This is a genomic window from Paraburkholderia phytofirmans PsJN (assembly GCF_000020125.1).
GTDB lineage: Bacteria > Pseudomonadota > Gammaproteobacteria > Burkholderiales > Burkholderiaceae > Paraburkholderia > Paraburkholderia phytofirmans.
This window is the reverse complement of record NC_010676.1, coordinates 3,202,064-3,221,285: the sequence shown is the minus strand read 5'-3', so window position 1 is coordinate 3,221,285 and position 19,222 is coordinate 3,202,064. Positions and strand designations below refer to the sequence as shown.

17 protein-coding genes are annotated in these 19,222 nt (G+C 60.3%); 11 read left to right on the top strand and 6 right to left on the bottom strand.

Going from position 1 to position 19,222, the window contains the following annotated elements; genetic code table 11:
* The first annotated feature begins 91 nt into the window (after positions 1-91).
* From BPHYT_RS34000 to BPHYT_RS33985, 4 genes are all read left to right on the top strand, one after another.
* The gene (locus BPHYT_RS34000) at positions 92-1,207 is read left to right on the top strand and encodes an OmpA family protein (protein ID WP_012428658.1); all 1,116 of its coding nucleotides are present in this window, start codon (positions 92-94) and stop codon (positions 1,205-1,207) included.
* A 435-nt stretch (positions 1,208-1,642) separates the two neighbouring features.
* On the top strand, positions 1,643-2,251 hold the full coding sequence (locus tag BPHYT_RS33995) for a response regulator transcription factor (protein ID WP_012428657.1): 609 nt from the start codon (positions 1,643-1,645) through the stop codon (positions 2,249-2,251).
* A 187-nt stretch (positions 2,252-2,438) separates the two neighbouring features.
* Positions 2,439-2,855 carry an Hpt domain-containing protein gene (locus tag BPHYT_RS33990; protein WP_012428656.1) on the top strand — a complete coding sequence of 139 codons (417 nt, stop codon included), beginning with the start codon at positions 2,439-2,441 and terminating at the stop codon, positions 2,853-2,855.
* Complete coding sequence (locus tag BPHYT_RS33985; protein ID WP_012428655.1) at positions 2,852-3,931, top strand: hypothetical protein; 1,080 nt, start codon at positions 2,852-2,854, stop codon at positions 3,929-3,931. Before BPHYT_RS33990 ends, BPHYT_RS33985 begins: the two co-directional genes overlap by 4 nt.
* A 110-nt stretch (positions 3,932-4,041) precedes the next feature.
* Here BPHYT_RS33985 and acnA read toward each other — a convergent pair whose 3' ends face one another.
* The 6 genes from acnA to BPHYT_RS33955 form a co-directional block, all read right to left on the bottom strand.
* On the bottom strand, positions 4,042-6,759 hold the full coding sequence (gene acnA / locus BPHYT_RS33980; protein ID WP_012428654.1) for an aconitate hydratase AcnA: 2,718 nt from the start codon (positions 6,757-6,759) through the stop codon (positions 4,042-4,044).
* Positions 6,760-6,798: 39 nt separating this feature from the next.
* A complete protein-coding gene (locus tag BPHYT_RS33975) occupies positions 6,799-8,250 on the bottom strand; it encodes a bifunctional 2-methylcitrate dehydratase/aconitate hydratase (protein ID WP_012428653.1) in 1,452 nt (483 codons plus the stop codon).
* Between the two features lie 24 nt (positions 8,251-8,274).
* On the bottom strand, positions 8,275-8,781 hold the full coding sequence (locus tag BPHYT_RS33970) for a hypothetical protein (RefSeq protein WP_012428652.1): 507 nt from the start codon (positions 8,779-8,781) through the stop codon (positions 8,275-8,277).
* A 101-nt stretch (positions 8,782-8,882) separates the two neighbouring features.
* Entirely contained in the window at positions 8,883-10,070 is a 1,188-nt protein-coding gene (prpC, locus tag BPHYT_RS33965) for a bifunctional 2-methylcitrate synthase/citrate synthase (protein ID WP_012428651.1), read from the bottom strand.
* A 160-nt stretch (positions 10,071-10,230) separates the two neighbouring features.
* Positions 10,231-11,247 (bottom strand): HpcH/HpaI aldolase/citrate lyase family protein, encoded by a 1,017-nt coding sequence (locus BPHYT_RS33960; protein ID WP_012428650.1) that lies wholly within the window; start codon positions 11,245-11,247, stop codon positions 10,231-10,233.
* 247 nt (positions 11,248-11,494) lie between these two features.
* Complete coding sequence (locus BPHYT_RS33955) at positions 11,495-12,478, bottom strand: malate dehydrogenase (protein ID WP_012428649.1); 984 nt, start codon at positions 12,476-12,478, stop codon at positions 11,495-11,497.
* 492 nt (positions 12,479-12,970) lie between these two features.
* Between BPHYT_RS33955 and BPHYT_RS33950 the strand changes: the two genes are divergently transcribed.
* From BPHYT_RS33950 to gltA, 7 genes are all read left to right on the top strand, one after another.
* Positions 12,971-13,771, top strand: a complete 801-nt coding sequence (locus tag BPHYT_RS33950) for a GntR family transcriptional regulator (RefSeq protein ID WP_012428648.1) — start codon at positions 12,971-12,973, stop codon at positions 13,769-13,771.
* Positions 13,772-13,928: 157 nt separating this feature from the next.
* Positions 13,929-14,345, top strand: a complete 417-nt coding sequence (sdhC, locus tag BPHYT_RS33945) for a succinate dehydrogenase, cytochrome b556 subunit (protein ID WP_012428647.1) — start codon at positions 13,929-13,931, stop codon at positions 14,343-14,345.
* Positions 14,346-14,348: 3 nt separating this feature from the next.
* On the top strand, positions 14,349-14,717 hold the full coding sequence (gene sdhD, locus BPHYT_RS33940) for a succinate dehydrogenase, hydrophobic membrane anchor protein (protein ID WP_012428646.1): 369 nt from the start codon (positions 14,349-14,351) through the stop codon (positions 14,715-14,717).
* A gap of 4 nt (positions 14,718-14,721) precedes the next feature.
* Complete coding sequence (gene sdhA / locus BPHYT_RS33935; RefSeq protein WP_012428645.1) at positions 14,722-16,497, top strand: succinate dehydrogenase flavoprotein subunit; 1,776 nt, start codon at positions 14,722-14,724, stop codon at positions 16,495-16,497.
* Between the two features lie 24 nt (positions 16,498-16,521).
* Positions 16,522-17,226 carry a succinate dehydrogenase iron-sulfur subunit gene (locus BPHYT_RS33930; RefSeq protein ID WP_012428644.1) on the top strand — a complete coding sequence of 235 codons (705 nt, stop codon included), beginning with the start codon at positions 16,522-16,524 and terminating at the stop codon, positions 17,224-17,226.
* Position 17,227: 1 nt separating this feature from the next.
* Positions 17,228-17,500: an FAD assembly factor SdhE gene (locus BPHYT_RS33925; protein WP_012428643.1), complete on the top strand. Its 273-nt coding sequence runs from the start codon at positions 17,228-17,230 to the stop codon at positions 17,498-17,500.
* Positions 17,501-17,591: 91 nt separating this feature from the next.
* A complete protein-coding gene (gltA, locus tag BPHYT_RS33920; protein ID WP_012428642.1) occupies positions 17,592-18,893 on the top strand; it encodes a citrate synthase in 1,302 nt (433 codons plus the stop codon).
* The last annotated feature ends 329 nt before the right edge of the window (positions 18,894-19,222 follow it).

Sequence of the window (19,222 nt, the reverse complement as noted above, 5' to 3'; positions counted from 1 at the left end):
GGCCGCAAGGCTTTGATTAGACGCTTGAAACGTTAGCCGTCTGGGTCGCACGGGAAGTTTCCGTGCGACCCTCTTTCCATGAGACTCAGACATGAAGTATTCGTTAATTGCCATCGCGCTTGCCGCGTTGCTTGCGGGATGTTCGTCGTCCGCGACGCGCGACCGGCTGCAAATTCAGGACCCGACGGTTCTCCAGACCGGCTTTAGCGCGACCCAAAGCCAGGCCGCCGGCGCAGTAACGCCGCAGTGGATCGCGACGTATAGCGGCGTCAAGAACGGTGAGATGCTGAGCACCGTGCAGACCCGTCTGAACGCATTGGGCGAGCGCAAAAATAACTATTTCGGTGACAAGGCGCAGTGTTGGCTAAACGCCGCTCGCGACGAACGGTCTAGCCACGACGGTTGGGGCTTCATCGAGGAGGCGCTGGTCCAGGCCAACATTTTGACGACGGCGCTGGAAACCGGCCAAGGCCTTTCTGCCGACAATCCAGAACTGCGGACTTCTTCTGTGCTGCGACCGGACCTGTGGCAGAAAATCCTCGCAGCGAAAGGCTCGCCACTATTCCCGCAGTGTCAGGAGGCGCAGCGCCTGACAGCGTGCTCTGAAGTCGAATTGATCCACGCCGGTCATGAGGCGTGGACGCGTGACTTCGACGAGAGCAAGCGTTTGGTCGACGGAGTTGAAAAAGGCACACCCAGCATCACGGCCGCGCTCGAGGCCTGCACGCCGCCCCCAACCGCAGCGAAGGTTGAACCGCTTCCGCAGAAAGTCACGCTGCAAGCTGACGCCACGTTCAAGTTCGATCGAGGCGACTTGGCCGGCATGCTGCCAGCCGGTAAAGCCAAGCTGGACGAACTGATCCGCAGCCTGAAACAGGCCGATGACGTGACAGGCATCAGCATTGATGGTTATACGGACCGCCTCGGTAGCGACAGCTACAACCGTCAACTGTCGGCCAAGCGTGCCGAAACCGTAAAGCGCTACCTGCAGAGCGGTGGCGTAAGCCCGGTAATCTCGACACGCGGTCACGGCAAGGAAGATCCAGTTGTGCAGTGTAACGACCACAACCGCGCGGCCTTGATCGCTTGTCTCGCACCGAACCGTCGCGTTGAACTGGACTTCGTGCGTGGCGGGCGGGCATCGGATGTGCCGCAAAACCCGCGGACGCAGAGCCGACTCATGCCGCAAGAGCAGCAGTCGCATTGAGATGAGGGAATGACCAGGCTGTCGCGGTCTGGTCACTCCTTTTATAGGCAATGTTCTCAACCGCTATCTCGAGCGCGAACGATGTTTCGCGCTCGTTTCTCATGCGGTCCACGCATGTTCGCTGTGAGGCAATGACGACACCCGCAGCGCTTCACTCACAGAGTACAGCTTTGGCCAAAGTGAGCGTCAACGATACGCGGTCTTCCTAAATTCGATTCGAGCTTCTGCGAGTTAGCGGACTCAATTCCTAGAGTCGGCTCGTGCGTAAGAAAATTCAATCTTTCTTGCAAGAAAATTCCCCCTGATATTGGGAATTTATCCCTGCATCGTCTCGAAGAAATGTCTCGCCAATGTTGCTATTATTTAGTTGAGTTTTTTGAACAATATCGATTCGTTTTTGCACGCGTTAATTACTATCAGAAAATGGAGCGGCCGATGAAGAGAGTTGTGATTATTGATGATCATCCAATCATTCGAGGGACAATAGCCAGCGTGTTGCGCGCTGATCCCGAACTGGAGCTGGTTGGAGAATCGGGCGACGGCGAAGACGGTCTGGCAATGGTGCTGACAAAACACCCGGACTTGGTCATTATTGATCTCGATTTGCCACGGCTCGACGGCCTCACAATGATCCGCCGCATTCGAGCAAATAGTATAAAAATATCTATTCTTGTGCTCTCTGCCAAGCCTGAGCACATTATGGCCGGTTATGCGCGTAACGCGGGCGCAAATGGTTATGTCAGCAAGGGCCGGGAAATCAGCGAATTGGTCACAGCATTAAAAACGGTTTTATTCGGCTACGACTGCTTCCCGGCCGATAATGGTGACGTTGCGCCCGCGAGTGGCCTGAGCACTTTGTCGGCGCGTGAGGTGGAGGTTTTGCAACATCTCGCACGCGGCGTGAGCAATCGCGACATTGCCGGTCGATTGTCCCTCAGCGACAAAACTGTCAGTACATACAAGAGCCGTATCCAGGAGAAACTCGGCCTCACATCGTTGGCAGGACTCATCGAGTTCGCGACTTTGCACCGGCTGGTCGAATAAGTTTGCGGGTTATGAATACGGTGAGCCTATCTTGTTCTGCTGGGTGCATAAGGAGCCAAACGCTAAACGATCTGCTGGATATGGCGTCCGCAGCATTCCTGCGTATTTGTGTTCAAAGAGAGCGCGGCGCACGTGCGCGATCTTCAATGCGCCGTTCACCGGCAAGCAACGGGAGTCATCCGTGGAAATGGTTAACGGCAATGCACAGCCGCCTCTTTTCGGCAGCGCCGCGGAGTCATCGGACAGCTTATCCAGCGGTCCTTTTGAGCCCTTTGAAATTCGTTACCTGGACGCGTTATCCGAAGAGGGCGTCAACCTTGACTTGTTTCTCAACAACTGGCGTCAAGCAATGAATGACGACCTTGCGCGCCTCGACGCGTTGCCTCGTGAAGGCGACTTCGACCATTTTCATCGTGTGCTGCATCGCTTGAGTGGAGCAGTGGCGCTCGTCGGCGCGCACAGTTTGATGGAGGCGTTGCGGCGCGCGAGCCTGTCGCCGCCGGACCAGGGCGCTGCGACAATCGACGCGCTAACGGCGCGCGCCAGAAACCTCGTCACGCAACTTGAGGCCGCGCCCCGCGCCTTCCGGAGCAGATCACAATGAACCGACCGCTTGCCTTGATCGAAGGTGATCTGGCGCTTCCGATTCCGCTACCGTTCGATGCTTTGCCGCCGCCATTCGGTTCGTGGCGTCGTCAGGGGCGGACGGCGGCGCAACGTGAACCACACCCCGCTGCAGCCGCCGTCGCGCAGCAGGCGATCCAGAACGCGATGCGGCGTCCGCCGTCAACAGCGAGTCGTGGGCCGGTTCCACCGGGCGCCAGGTTTCTCTTTTTCTACAAGTTGCCGCAGCAACCCGACCATTCGCGTCGTTTTGACGAGCAGTTGGCTGAAGCCCGCTATTACCTCGAGATGGGCAGAGCGCGTCCGAGTTCGACCCGTTCCGATCATCTCCTCGGCGCGGCGATTTTCGCGAGCTGTAGCATCGCGCTGGCCTGGTTGCTGGCCACCTGCACGACGCATGATGCTGACAGATCGACGGTAGCGGCCAGCTTAAGAACGCAATCGGTCGCGTCGACGGACGGCAGTGCGATGGCGATTCATCCACAAGCGCGAGCTAAACCGGCGCAGCCTTCCGTCAAATTCGCCAAGACGACTCCGCGGAGTGCGCCATTGGCCGCTATCTCGAGGCCGAATTCGACGGCTCCCGGCGCTCCTACGTCACCCGACATGACACTGGGGACGACTCTTCGCCGTGCGTCGGAACCGCAACACGCCGAACACCTCGTGCCGCGGCCAACCGGCCGCGTGTCCACACGGCAGACGGCGCCGATCGAACTCGCGAAGGCCCATTACCAGACGCCAGTTGCACGCCTTAGCAAACCGCAAGTCGACAAACGCCTGGCACTCAGCCGCACGACCAACCCGGCCACGCAGCCTTCCGCGTCGAAACAGTCCGAACGGAGCGAATGGCCTGAACAGCGCGAACGCCCAACGTCCGCCACCGACACAACCGAGCGCGCAGCACTACGCGACTGGGCGGCGCAACAGCGTCGCTCAAACATCACGACGCGCGCCAGCACACCCACGCCGGGCGACACTGACTGGAACGCCCGCATGACTCAGCGCCGCATCACCGACAGCCCTGACGCCTTCCAGACAGGCCGCGCCCAAAAGTAGACAGCAAAAAAAAGCCCGACCATCGGTCGGGCTTCAAAGTCAGCTGCGTCCTCCACAGGGCGCAGCTCCTGCAAAACAGCTTGTAGCGACTACTCAGGTAAGCAAATACCTCAAGCGGCCAGCAGCGAACGCAGCACGAACGGCAGAATCCCGCCGTGCTTGTAGTAGTCGACTTCGATCGGCGTGTCGATACGCAGCAGCACCTGCACGCGCTTTTCCTTGCCTTCCTTGTCGCGGATCACCAGCGTCACTTCCTGTTGCGGTTTGAAGTCAGCGCCCAGGCCTTCGATATCGTACGTTTCTTCACCGGTGATGCCGAGCGATTGCACGCTATCCGAGCCCTTGAACTGCAGCGGCAGAACGCCCATGCCGACCAGGTTCGAACGGTGGATCCGCTCGAAGCTGCGTGCGACCACGACCTTAACGCCCAGCAGTTGCGTGCCCTTCGCAGCCCAGTCACGCGACGAGCCCGTGCCGTACTCTTCGCCCGCGAACACGACGGTCGGCGTGCCGGCGTCGATGTACTTCATCGCTGCGTCGTAGATCGACAGTTGTTCGCCGCTCGGCTGGTGAATCGTCAGGCCGCCTTCCACGCGGGTGCCGTCTGCCTTCGCCGGGATCATCAGGTTCTTGATCCGGACGTTGGCGAACGTGCCGCGCATCATCACGTCATGGTTGCCGCGGCGCGAGCCGTAGCTGTTGAAGTCGGCCTTCTGCACGCCGTTTTCCTTCAGCCACTTGCCTGCCGGCGAGTCTTCCTTGATCGAGCCGGCCGGGCTGATGTGGTCGGTCGTGACCGAGTCACCGAAGATACCCAGCGCGCGCGCGTCCTTCACAGCAGCAATGCTGTCGGCCGGCTGCATCGAGAAGTCCTTGCCGAAGAACGGCGGCTCAGCGATGTAGGTCGACTTCGGCCAGTCGTAGACTTGACCTTCTTCGCCCTCGATCTTGCTCCACAGATCACCCTTCTTGGTCAACGCCGAGTAGTTCTTGCGGAACGCGTCGGCGTCGAGCGCGAACTTGAGCAGTTCGTTGACTTCTTCGCTGGTCGGCCAGATGTCGCCCAGGTAGATATCCTTGCCGCCCTTGCCCTTGCCGACCGGTTCGGTCATCAGGTCGCGCGTGATGTTGCCGGCGATCGCGTAAGCGACGACTAGCGGCGGCGAGGCCAGGAAGTTGGCGCGGATGTTCGGGTGAATACGCGCTTCGAAGTTACGGTTGCCCGACAGAACCGCTGCCGCGACGATGTCGTTCTTCGTGATCGCTTCGTTCAGTTCCGGCGTCAGATCGCCCGCGTTGCCGATACAGGTCGTGCAACCGTAAGCGGCCAGCGTGAAGCCGAGCTTGTCGAGGTACTTCATCAAATCGGTCTTCGTCAGGTATTCCGTGACGATGCGCGATCCCGGAGCCAGCGACGTCTTGATGTGCGGCGCGACCGTCAGGCCGGCTTCGACCGCCTTCTTCGCCAGCAGGCCGGCGGCCAGCAGCACGCTCGGGTTCGAGGTGTTCGTGCACGACGTGATCGCGGCAATCAGGATGTCGCCGTTCTTCACGTCGACGCCGTTGCTCGTCGTGTATTGCGCTTCGAGATCGGCCGCCTTCTTCGCGAAGCCATTCTCCGCAACCGGCTTCGAGAACAGGTCGCTGAAGGTCGACTTCACGTGACCGATTTCGATACGGTCTTGCGGGCGCTTCGGACCTGCCAGCGACGGCGTCACCGTGCCGAGATCCAGCGTGACGACCTTGGTGTAGTCGATCTGGCCAGCCTTCGGAATACCGAACAGACCTTGCGCCTTGAAGTAGTTTTCGAAGGCGGAGATTTCCGCGTCGGTGCGGCCCGTGCCCTTGAAATACTCGATGGTCTTTTCGTCGACCGGGAAGAAGCCCATGGTCGCGCCGTATTCCGGCGCCATGTTGCCGATCGTCGCGCGATCCGGCAGCGACAGCGACTTCGTGCCTTCGCCGAAGAATTCGACGAACTTGCCGACCACTTTTTCCTTACGCAACAGTTCGGTGACGGTCAGGACCAGGTCGGTCGCCGTCAGGCCTTCGCGCAGCTTGCCCTTCAGTTCGACGCCCACCACGTCCGGCGTCAGGAAGTACACCGGTTGGCCGAGCATGCCGGCTTCCGCCTCGATACCGCCCACGCCCCAGCCCACCACGCCGATACCGTTGATCATGGTGGTGTGGCTGTCGGTGCCGACCAGCGAATCCGGGTAGTACACCGTGTCCGCGCCTTCAGCCTTCTTGTGCACGCCGCGTGCGAGGTATTCCAGGTTCACCTGGTGAACGATACCGACGCCCGGCGGCACGACCTTGAACGTGTCGAATGCCTGCATGCCCCACTTCATGAACTGGTAGCGCTCGTTGTTGCGCTGGAATTCCAGTTTCATGTTCAGATCGAGCGCGTTCTTTTCGCGGAAATGGTCGATCTGCACCGAGTGATCGACGACCAGATCGACCGGGACCAGCGGTTCGATCGACTTCGGATCCTTGCCCATGTGTTTCGCGACACCGCGCATTGCCGCGATGTCGGCGAGCAGCGGCACGCCGGTAAAGTCTTGCAGCACGACGCGCGACACCACGAACGGGATTTCGTCGACGCGCGCGGCGGTCGGCTTCCAGTTGGCGAGTTGCTCGATGTGTTCTTCGGCGATTTTCTTGCCGTCGTAGTTACGCAGCACCGATTCCAGCACGATTCGGATCGAAACCGGCAGGCGGTCGATCTTGATGTTCAGCGCCTTGCCGAGTTGCGGCAGGGAGTAGAACTTGCCTTTGCCGGAACCGCTGTCGAATTCCTTGAGCGTTTTGTGGAGGTTGTGGGCCATGGTGTTTTCCTTGGTTTGATCGCGGAACTACAGTACTAACTAGATGACGTACAGATCGACGTATTCATTGACCGGCATGGCTTCGAGCCTTGCCTGATCCAGCGACACGTCGAGAATCGCCAGTTGTTGCTTGACCGGAAAGCGGCGCGCGAGATTGGTCTTGAATTTCTCGACCAGCAACGGAATCCCATCTTCGCGACGACGCTTGTGACCGATCGGGTATTCGACTATGACCTCGTCGAATGACGAGCCGTCGTTGAATTCGATTGTCAGTGCGTTGGCGATCGAACGCTTCTCCGGATCGTGGTAATCCTGCGTGAACTGCGGGTCTTCTACACATTCCATCTTCGCGCGCAGCACATCGATGCGCGGGTCCTGCGCGATCGAATCTTCATAGTCCGCGGCCGTCAGGCGACCATGGATCAGCGGCACGGCGACCATGTACTGAATGCAATGATCGCGGTCGGCCGGATTGTTCAGCGGACCTTTTTTATCGATGATGCGAATCGCGGCCTCGTGCGTGCGGATCGTGATCTTGCTGATGTCGTCCACGCTCCTTCCCGCAGCGTTGAGTTGCGCGTGCAACTTCATCGTGGCTTCCACCGCCGTTTGCGCATGGAATTCTGCCGGAAAAGAAATCTTGAAGAGCACATTTTCCATCACGTACGAGCCGTACGGACGCTGGAATTGAAACGCGTTGCCCTTGAAGAGCACGTCGTAAAAGCCCCACGTCTTCGCCGTCAGTACCGACGGATAGCCCATCTCGCCGGTCTTCGAGATCAGCGCGAGACGCACGGCGCGTGAGGTCGCATCGCCCGCTGCCCATGACTTGCGTGAGCCGGTATTCGGCGCGTGGCGGTACGTGCGCAGCGCATGCCCATCGACAAACGCCTGCGACACCGCGTTGATCAGCTCGTCGCGCGTGAGGTCGAGCAATTGACCGACCACTGCGGTCGATGCCAGTTTCACCAGCAATACATGATCGAGCCCGACCTTGTTGAAGGAGTTTTCGAGCGCGATACAGCCTTGAATTTCGTGCGCCTTGATCATGGCGATCAAGACGTCTTTCATCGCCAGCGGCGCTTTGCCCGCTGCGATGGCGCTGCGCGAGAGCCAGTCGGCCGTAGCCAGAATCCCGCCGAGATTGTCCGACGGATGCCCCCATTCGGCGGCAAGCCAAGTGTCGTTGAAGTCGAGCCAGCGGATCATGGCGCCGATATTGAAGGCGGCCTGAACCGGGTCCAACTGGAACGACGTGCCAGGCACCTTCGCGCCGTTGGGGACGATCGTGCCCGGCACGATCGGTCCCATCAGCTTGGTGCAGGCCGGGTAGGTAAGCGCCTCGAGTCCGCAGCCGAGCGTATCGATCAGGCAGTGACGCGCGGTTTCCAGCGCGAGCGCGCTGTCGATCCGATAATCCCGAACGTAGTCGACGATATCGGCCAGGACTGAGTCCGGGTCGGGTCGCACGTTGGAAATCGGAGCGGACATCGGGAGCTTTCCTGATGACGATATTTAGTTGCTGGTCTTGTCGAGCGCGTTCGATTGCGTCGGAGCCGGCGCGCCTTGCTGCATGGACGCCGTCTTGCACTCGTCGGCCAGACGCGAGCTGTCCTTGTCCGAGAACAACATTGCCTTCGTCGGGATCACGACCAGGTCCATGCCGGTTGCGGCGTCGTGGAAGCGGTCTGCGCCCGTGGTGGTCGCTTCGCGCGGCAGATTGTAATTTTTGTTGGCCCAGTGAACCGTGACGATCTGGTCACGCTTCATGTCGCCCTTCAGTTCGAAAGCCAGACCTTCGTTGCACGACCACTTTTCCGAGCCGTCCGGCACCGGATCGACCTTGGCTTCCTTGGCCGGATTGGCTTTGCGCTTGATCAGGCGCTTCGGCTGCGGGCGCTTTGCCGTGGCCTTTGCCGCCGGCTTCGTGGTGGTCGCCGTTTGCGCGGCGGCGTCAGTCGCGACGGTCAGCATCGTCGTGGACAGGGCGCCAATCACGGCGGCGATCATCAGCTTTTTCATGGAGAAAACCTTTCTATCTAATTTCAGTTAAACGCGCGGGCTACCGGTCCTGGCGACCGCGCGGGTTGAACTGCACGCGCTTTGAAAGCGCACAGCGACCGCTATTTTCTCCTATTTAGCGGCAGGTACTTCAAATTCTCGGGTCCGGTGTAATTCGCGCTCGGACGGATGATCTTGTTGTCGATGCGCTGCTCGATGATGTGCGCGCTCCAACCCGCCGTACGAGCGATCACGAAGAGCGGCGTGAACATCGCCGTGGGCACGCCCATCATGTGATACGAGACCGCGCTGAACCAGTCGAGATTCGGGAACATCTTCTTCGCGTCCCACATCACCGACTCCAGCCGCTCGGCGATATTGAACAGCTTGCTGTTGCCCGCTTCCTTCGAGAGCTTCTTCGCGATTTCCTTGATGACCTTGTTGCGCGGGTCGGAGATCGTGTACACCGGATGGCCGAAACCGATCACCACTTCCTTGTTCTCGACGCGCTTTCTGATGTCAGCTTCGGCTTCGTCCGGCGTCTGGTAGCGCGACTGGATCTCGAACGCGACCTCATTGGCGCCGCCGTGCTTCGGCCCGCGCAGCGCGCCGATCGCGCCGGTAATCGCCGAATAGATATCCGAGCCCGTGCCCGCGATCACGCGGCCGGTGAAGGTCGACGCATTGAATTCGTGTTCGGCGTACAGGTTCAACGACACGTGCATCGCGTCGACCCATTCCTTCGACGGCTCCACGCCGTGCAGCAGATGCAGGAAGTGTCCGCCGATCGAATCGTCGTCGGTTTCCACTTCGATGCGCTTGCCGTTGTGCGAGTAGTGATACCAGTAGAGCAGCATCGAGCCGAGCGAGGCCATCAGCTTGTCGGCGATGTCGCGCGCGCCCGGCAGGTTGTGATCGTCTTTCTCCGGCAGCACGGTGCCGAGCACCGACACGCCGGTGCGCATCACGTCCATCGGATGTGCGGCGGCCGGAATCCATTCGAGCGCGGCTTTCACGTTGGCGGGCAGGCCACGCAGCGCCTTGAGCTTGATTTTGTACGCGGTCAGTTCAGCCTGGGTCGGCAGCTTTTCGTGCACGAGCAGATACGCGATTTCTTCGAATTCGCAGGCGCTCGCGATATCGAGAATGTCGTAGCCACGGTAGTGCAGGTCGTTGCCGGTCTTGCCGACCGTGCAGAGGGCCGTGTTCCCCGCCGTCACGCCCGACAGGGCGACGGATTTCTTCGGTTTGAAGCCGCTTTGGGGTTCGTTGCCGCCTTGTGCACCGGCGGTTTGCGTCGTCTCGCTCATCTCCCGCAATCTCCTTTGTGCCTGCTCGATGCTTCTGATTGATCCGTGCGTTCGACGCCCGTCTCGCGCAGCGCCACACGGTGCACTGTTCCGCTTGCCTCACGGCGTGCGCATAGACCGCTCATGGCCGCCGCGCCGATTGCCGCAGCGACATTTACACTCATGATCCTGCCGGCACGTCAGTGCCCACTTTCGCGAAAAGCGGCGCAGCGTCTCGCGGGACGGCGCGCCCCGTAGCTTGCGCTCGACGTAGCACCGACCAGTAGTACCGATAGCTCGCACGGTCATGCAGCGTGTCGTGATGGCGCGTCGGGCCCCATTGCGCGGACTGCGCGGCAAGCAGGATTTCGGTGGCGGTCGCGATCTCTTCGTCGCGCGGCGCGAATGCGGCGACGATTGCTTCGATCTGCGCCGGATGGATGCTCCACATGCGCGTGTAGCCGAACTCGTTGCGGGCGCGCGCGGCGTCGTTGGCGACCACGCTCATGTCGCGCACCTCCGTGCTGACGTTATGCGAAGGCACTTTGCCGTATGCATGGCAGGCGGCCGAGATTTCCAGCTTCGCGCGCCGCACCAGCGGATGATCGAACTGGCCGGGCGAGCGCATGGCGGTATCGGGAATCGCCCCGTCGTGCGCGGAGACGAAGTCCATCAGGCCGAAGCTCAGCGCTTCCACACCGGGCAGCGCGGCCAGGTCGAACACACGTGTCAGTGCGCCGTGCGTTTCGACCAGCAATTGCACCGGCACTGGTTGCGCGATGCCCAGTTCGCGCCGCGTCGCCTCGATGAACGCGACCATTTCGGCGGCATCGGGGATGTTGCGGATTTTCGGCAGGGTGATGTAAGCAGGCGCTCGCTTCGCGGCACGCAGAATGAGGCGGACGTCGTCGCGCCAGTGCGCGTGATCGAAGTCGTGAATCCGCACGCCGACGCGGCCGAAGCGGTCATGCTCGCCGCCCAGCAACGAGGCGACCAGTTCCGCGTGCTCGGCTTCGCGGCCGACCTGCGCGCCGTCTTCGCAATCGAGCGTGATGTCGAACACGGGACCCAGTTGCTGCTGCAAGGCCAACGATTTCAGCATCAGCTTTTCGCTGCCGGCGTAGTGATCGCAGGCAGGCAGCACAGCGGGCGGCACTTCGCCGTCAAACAGCACTTCGGCGGGTGTGAGGGCGCGCATTCTCGGCGTCAGGAGCGTGGGTAATGTTTGGAGAAATCCGATTCGGGCGCGCTCTGCCGGACCATCGTGGTACCTGCGCAAAACGCGCTCGGATCAGATGCGAATAGCCGCATTCGCATGTAAAAAACCGGAACCCGCCATGGCGGCGCCTGTGAGCGCCGCGCCAGACTTCTCGCTTCGCGCCAGGCCCCCGAGGGCAGCCTGGCGTTCTCTCACCAGTTCCGGTTCGTCTGTATCAGCCAGCCGCTTAGCCGAGCAGGTGTTGAACGCCTTCGCGTTCTTCCAGCAGTTCGTTTAGCGTGCCGTCCATCTTTTCGCGCGAGAACGCGTCGATTTCCAGACCTTCGACGCGCTTGTACTCGCCGTTTTCGCACGTGACCGGCACGCCGTAGATGATGTCTTCCGGAATGCCGTACGAGCCGTCCGACGGAATGCCCATGGTGACCCACTTGCCGTTCGTGCCGAGCACCCAGTCACGCACGTGGTCGATTGCAGCGTTAGCCGCCGACGCTGCCGACGACAGGCCGCGCGCTTCGATGATCGCCGCGCCGCGCTTGCCGACGGTCGGGATGAACGTGTTGCGGTTCCATTCGTCGTCGTTGATCAGCTTGGTCAGGTCTTGACCTTCTGCCGTTGCAAAGCGGAAATCCGGGTACATGGTCGGCGAGTGGTTGCCCCACACAGCCAGCTTTTCGATCGACGCGACCGGCTTGCCCGACTTGGCGGCCAGTTGCGACAGCGCACGGTTGTGGTCCAGACGCAGCATGGCGGTGAAGTTCTTCTTCGGCAGATCCGGCGCCGACTTCATGGCAATGTAGGCGTTCGTGTTGGCCGGGTTGCCGACCACCAGCACCTTCACGTCGCGGCTCGCGACCTTGTTCAGCGCCTTGCCCTGAACCGTGAAGATTTCAGCGTTGGCCGACAGCAGGTCCTTACGCTCCATGCCTTTCGAACGCGGACGCGCGCCGACCAGCAGGGCCACGTCTGCGTCCTTGAATGCAACTTCGGGATCGTCGGTGATTACGACGCCCGACAGCAGCGGGAATGCGCAATCATCCAGTTCCATCACGACGCCTTTGACGGCGCCTTGCGCTTGCGGCAGGTCGAGCAGTTGCAGGATCACCGGTTGGTCCTTGCCGAGCAGGTCGCCATTGGCGATGCGGAACAGCAGGGAGTAAGCGATTTGACCTGCGGCGCCGGTGACGGCAACGCGCTTTGCGGGCTTAGCCATTGAGAAATCTCCAGGACGATGCGTTAGACGCTAGGGAAAACGCCATTCTATATGCGCGTTCAGCGAAGCGTAGTGAAACACGGCGGAATTCACTCACGCGGCCTGCCTCGAGATCTGCGGAGGCCGAGCGGCGCGTTGCGGCGAGACCGCCATGCTGGAATCTGTACTGCCGCACGGGAGCGGAATACGAGGCGCCGGGTAGCCGCTGCACGGTGCGGGCTCCTGCAAACAGCGCGTTTCGGCAAGCGTCTGACCAGCGAATGGCGGCGAAATCGAAACCTGAACTGCGTGGGAACAGCATGGTGCAGAGTGGCTGCCGGTGCGTCGCGGCGCTGCTTCAAATAGCCGCCGAAAACCCCGCAAACCCTTGCTCGACAAGGAGTGTAGGAGTCGTCAGACACAAAGTCAACATTATCTTATGTCTTATATAAGACATATCTGTCGCGGGGAAAACCCTAGACGCGGCCTAGCCCTTTATGATGAAATGCGCGCATGAATTCGAACCCGGCGAACACCACGAATCCGAGCGGCCAAGGGGTCGCGGGAGAGGGTGTACCCGCTGCGCCCACGGCCACGTCGCCCACTTTCAGCCCGTTATATCAGCAGATCAAGGGGTTGATCACGCAGAGCCTTGAAAGCGGCGAGTGGAAGCCGGGCGAGATCATTCCCAGTGAAGTCGAATTGGCGGCCAGATACAAGGTCAGTCAGGGAACGGTGCGCAAGGCGATCGACGAACTTGCCGCCGACAACCTGCTCGTGCGCCGCCAGGGCAAAGGCACGTTTGTTGCGACGCACAACGAAGACCGCGCCCAGTTTCGCTTCCTCAGATTACTGGCCGATGACGGCGCGGAGCACCCGCACGTCAGCCGACTGCTTGAATGCCGGCGTTTGCGTGCTTCGGCGGACATCGCCCGGCAACTCGATCTGAAACCGGCCGATCCGGTCGTATTGATCAAGCGCTTGCTGCAGTTCGACGGCGAAGTCACCGTGCTCGACGAAATCTGGCTGCCGGGCGCGGTGTTCCGCGGCCTCACGCTCGAGCGGCTGTCGGAGTATAAAGGTCCCCTCTACGCGATGTTCGAGACGGAATTCGGCACCCGCATGATCCGCGCAACCGAGAAGATCCGCGCGGTGGCGGCCGAGCCTTCCGTGGCCGATCTGCTGCATGTGCCAGCGGGTTTTCCGCTGCTATCAGTCGAGCGCGTGTCCTATACATATGGGGACCGGCCGGTTGAGGTACGCCGCGGTTGGTATGTCACAACCGGGTATTACTATCAAAACGATCTAAGCTGAATTGGGTTGAATGAGGGCGCTGCGTCCCACGCGCGCGCCTGTTTCAAGGCGCCTTTATCGCGCGCGCTGTAACGGACCTGTCGTGGTTTTCGCTGCAGCGCGATATAAAAAGGCGCTAAAATTGCGGATTAGTGTGACTACATAGTAGGGGTCTAGCATGGCTGAAGCCGTAAAAAAACCGAGGCCGGAATTCCGGAACATCGGTATCGGGCAGATATTGACGGCGTATCGTCTCCCTCTAGCGGGGCGAGTATCGATCTTGCACCGCGTGAGCGGTGGTCTGCTTTTTGTTTTTCTTCCGTTCCTGCTGTACCTCTTCGGTCAGAGCCTGACTTCTGAACTCAGCTTCGAAGTCTTCAAGGGTTTCCTCTCCAACATCATCGTCAAGCTCATCACGCTCGTTCTCGCGTGGGCTTTCCTGTTTCACTTCTGCGCCGGTGTCCGTCACTTGCTGATGGACACGAACCACAACGCAGTGACGAAGGAAAAGGGCAAGTCGACCTCCATCGTCGTTCTCGTCGTGTCGTCGCTGCTCACCATTGCATTCGCGGCAAAACTGTTCGGAGCATTCTAAACAATGTCATCAAATAACCGAATCGGTTCGAAGCGTCTCGTCGTCGGCGCGCATTACGGTCTGCGCGACTGGCTGGCCCAGCGTATTACCGCCGCCGTGATGGCGATCTACACGGTCATCCTGCTCGCCTGGTTCTTCGGCGCGCGCGATTTCTCGTATGACGGCTGGGCGTCGATCTTCGCCACGCAATGGATGAAGCTCGCCACGTTCGTCACGCTGCTTTCGCTGTTCTACCACGCGTGGGTGGGTATCCGCGACATCTGGATGGACTATGTGAAGCCCGTTGGCATCCGCCTGTTGCTTCAAGCGCTGACGATCGTCTGGCTGCTCGCGTGTGCGGGCTACGCTGCGCAGATTCTCTGGAGAGTGTAAAAGAATGGCTGCAATCAAGAATTCTCTGCCGCGTCGCAAGTTTGACGTGGTTATCGTCGGCGCAGGCGGCTCGGGGATGCGCGCTTCGCTGCAACTCGCGCGCGCCGGTCTGTCGGTCTGCGTGCTGTCCAAAGTGTTCCCGACGCGATCGCACACGGTTGCTGCTCAAGGCGGCATCGGCGCATCGCTTGGCAACATGAGCGAAGACAATTGGCACTACCACTTCTACGACACGATCAAGGGTTCCGACTGGCTCGGCGACCAGGACGCGATCGAGTTCATGTGCCGCGAAGCACCGAACGCCGTGTACGAACTCGAACACATGGGCATGCCGTTCGACCGTAACGCGGACGGCACGATTTACCAGCGCCCGTTCGGCGGCCACACCGCGAACTACGGCGAAAAGCCGGTGCAACGCGCTTGCGCGGCGGCTGACCGCACCGGTCACGCGCTGCTGCACACGCTGTATCAGCAAAACGTCGAGGCCAAGACGCAGTTCTTCGTCGAATGGATGGCGCTGGATCTGATCCGCGACTCCGAAGGCGACGTGCTCGGCGTGACCGCGCTGGAAATGGAAACCGGCGACGTCTACATTCTCGAAGGCAAGACCACGCTGTTCGCCACGGGCGGCGCGGGCCGGATCTTCGCGGCATCCACCAACGCGTTCATCAACACCGGCGACGGTCTGGGCATGGCGGCGCGTTCGGGCATCGCGCTGCAAGACATGGAATTCTGGCAATTCCACCCGACCGGCGTGGCCGGTGCGGGCGTGCTGATTACCGAAGGCGTGCGCGGCGAAGGCGGCATTCTGCGCAACTCGAACGGCGAGCGTTTCATGGAACGCTACGCGCCGACGCTGAAGGATCTGGCGCCGCGTGACTTCGTGTCGCGTTCGATGGACCAGGAAATCAAGGAAGGCCGCGGCGTGGGTCCGAACAAGGATCATGTGCTGCTCGACCTGTCGCACATTGGCGCCGAGACGATCATGAAGCGTCTGCCGTCGATCCGCGAAATCGCGCTGAAGTTCGCGAACGTCGATTGCATTAAAGAACCGATCCCGGTCGTGCCGACCATCCACTATCAGATGGGCGGTATTCCGACGAACATCAACGGCCAGGTCGTGGGTACGTCGAGGGGCGCTGAAGATCCGGTCAACGGCTTCTACGCAGTGGGCGAATGCTCGTGCGTGTCGGTGCACGGTGCAAACCGTCTCGGCACGAACTCGCTGCTCGACCTGGTGGTGTTCGGCCGCGCGGCCGGCAACCACATCGTCAAGCACGTGAAGGAAATCAAGGAGCACAAGCCGCTGCCGGCCGACGCCGCTGATTTCGCGCTGTCGCGTCTGGCGAAGCTCGACAGCTCGTCTTCGGGCGAGTACGCGCAATCGGTCGCGAACGACATTCGCGGCACGATGCAGAAGCACGCCGGCGTGTTCCGCACCTCAGCGCTGCTGGCCGAGGGCGTGGAGCGCATTCGCGAAGTGGCTGACCGTGTCGACAACATCCATTTGAAGGACAAGTCGAAGGTGTTCAACACCGCGCGCGTCGAAGCGCTGGAAGTGGCGAACCTGATCGAAGTGGCACGCGCCACGATGGTTTCCGCCGAAGCGCGTAAAGAAAGCCGTGGCGCGCACGCGCAAAACGACTTCGAACATCGCGACGACGAAAACTGGATGCGCCATACGCTGTGGTTCAGCGAAGGCGATCGCCTTGACTACAAGCCGGTTCACATGCAACCGCTGACGGTCGAATCGGTTCCGCCGAAAGCGCGGACCTTCTAAGGCACAAGGTAAAGGAATTCAGAAATGGCAAAGCGTACATTTGAAATTTACCGCTACGACCCGGACAAGGACGCAGCGCCGCGCATGCAAACGTACGAGATCGAGATCGACTCGCACGAACGCATGCTGCTCGACGCGCTGCTGAAGTTGAAGGCAGTTGACGAAACGCTGTCGTTCCGCCGTTCGTGCCGCGAAGGCGTGTGCGGTTCGGACGCCATGAACATCAACGGCAAGAACGGTCTGGCCTGCCTGCAGAACATGAACGATCTGCCGCAAAAGATCGTGCTGCGTCCGCTGCCGGGACTGCCGGTCATTCGCGACCTGATCGTCGACATGACGCAGTTCTTCAACCAGTATCATTCGATCAAGCCGTACCTGATCAACGACACGCCGCCGCCGGAAAAGGAACGTCTGCAGTCGCCGGAAGAGCGCGACGAGCTCGACGGCCTGTACGAATGTATTCTGTGCGCGAGCTGCTCGACTTCGTGCCCGAGCTTCTGGTGGAATCCGGACAAGTTCGTCGGCCCGGCCGGCCTGTTGCAAGCCTACCGTTTCATCGCGGACAGCCGCGACGAAGCGACGGGCGAACGACTCGACAACCTGGAAGATCCGTACCGTCTGTTCCGTTGCCATACCATCATGAACTGTGTCGACGTTTGCCCGAAGGGCCTGAACCCGACCAAGGCGATTGGCAAGATCAAGGAATTGATGGTTCGCCGCGCTGTCTGAGATGGATTCAACATCGCATCAGTCCGACCCTCTCCGCCGCGCGCGTCTTCGCTGGCGCGCGCGGCGGGGCCTGCTGGAAAACGATCTGATCTTTGAGCGTTTTTTCAGCCGATATGAGCATGACCTCAGCGATGCAGATGTGGGCGCCCTCACGCGCCTGCTCGAGCTGAGCGATAACGACCTGATGGACTTGCTGCTTGTACGCAAGGAACCGGAAGGCGACCTTGCCGACCCGGATCTGATCCGGGTGCTGGAGCTGCTGCGGAATGCCTGACCGGCATAACCGGCTTTGAGCGCAGCTTGTCCGTTGTTCCAGGCGTGCAATTATCGAAACCCTGTTTTCATACTTCGATTGAGGATGTGCTATGACCCCGTCAGATGTTAAAGCCACGCTATCGTTCAGCGACAATTCGCCGAGCGTTGAAATGCCGATTTACAAGGGCACTCTCGGCCCGGACGTGATCGACATCCGCAAACTGTACGGCCAGACCGGCAAGTTCACGTACGACCCGGGCTTCATGTCGACGGCGGCTTGCAATTCGGCGATCACCTACATTGACGGCGACAAGGGCGAGCTGCTGTATCGCGGCTACCCGATCGACAACCTCGCGCAAAACGCCGACTTCCTCGAAACCTGCTATCTGCTGCTGAAGGGCGAACTGCCGAACGCAGAGCAGAACGCCGAATTCGTCAAGACGGTGACGAACCACACGATGGTGCATGAGCAAATGCACTTCTTCTTCCGTGGTTTCCGTCGCGACGCGCATCCGATGGCGATTCTGGTCGCAGCAGTCGGCGCGCTGTCGGCGTTCTATCACGACTCGCTCGACATCAACAATCCGCGTCACCGTGAAGTGTCGGCCATTCGCATGATCGCGAAGCTGCCGACGCTGGTCGCCATGGCTTACAAGTACAGCATCGGCCAGCCGTTTGCGTACCCGAAGAACGACCTGTCGTACAGCGCGAACTTCATGCACATGATGTTCTCGAACCCGTGCGAAGAGTACAAGGTCAACGACGTGCTGGTGCGCGCACTGGACCGTATCCTGATCCTCCATGCGGACCACGAACAGAATGCGTCGACCTCGACCGTGCGTCTCGCCGGTTCGTCGGGCGCGAACCCGTTCGCGTGTATCGCAGCTGGTATCGCATGTCTGTGGGGCCCGGCGCACGGTGGTGCGAACGAAGCCGCACTGAACATGCTGGAAGAAATCGGCTCGGTCGACAACATTCCTGAGTTCATCAAGCAGGTGAAGGACAAGAACTCGGGCGTGAAGCTGATGGGCTTTGGTCACCGCGTCTACAAGAACTACGACCCGCGTGCGAAGCTGATGCGTGAAACCTGCCACGAAGTGCTGGAAGAACTGGGCCTGCACGACGACCCGCTGTTCAAGCTGGCCATGGCACTGGAAAAGATCGCGCTGGAAGACGAATACTTCGTGTCGCGCAAGCTGTACCCGAACGTCGATTTCTACTCGGGTATCGTGCAGCGCGCGCTGGGCATCCCGACCTCGATGTTCACGTGTATCTTCGCGATGGCACGTACGGTCGGCTGGATTGCACAGTGGAACGAAATGATCGCCGATCCGGAACAGAAGATTGGCCGTCCGCGTCAACTGTTTATCGGCGACACGCAACGTGAAGCCAAGCCGATCGCGCAACGTTGATCGGGTTTGAGTCCGCATAGTTCGTCGTGGCTGCGTGTGCTGCGAATTAGGACGTACGGAGTCTGCCGCTGATAAAAACGCCCCGACGGGTTTTCCGTCGGGGCGTTTTGTTTCCAGCTTCTGATTCCGCGCTGTGAGCGCTCAATCGCGTGGCGGCGCAACATGCGGGGCACGTGTGCGCGCGTGCCGGGTAACGCCCATACAGGTATCGACACTACCACCCAACTCCCTGTTTTTTATCGGTTTTCTCCCTGATTGAGCGGCCCAGGCGGGACTCTGCGTGGCATAATCGACCGACACGGTCAGCCCGAAGTCATTACTACCCCGCA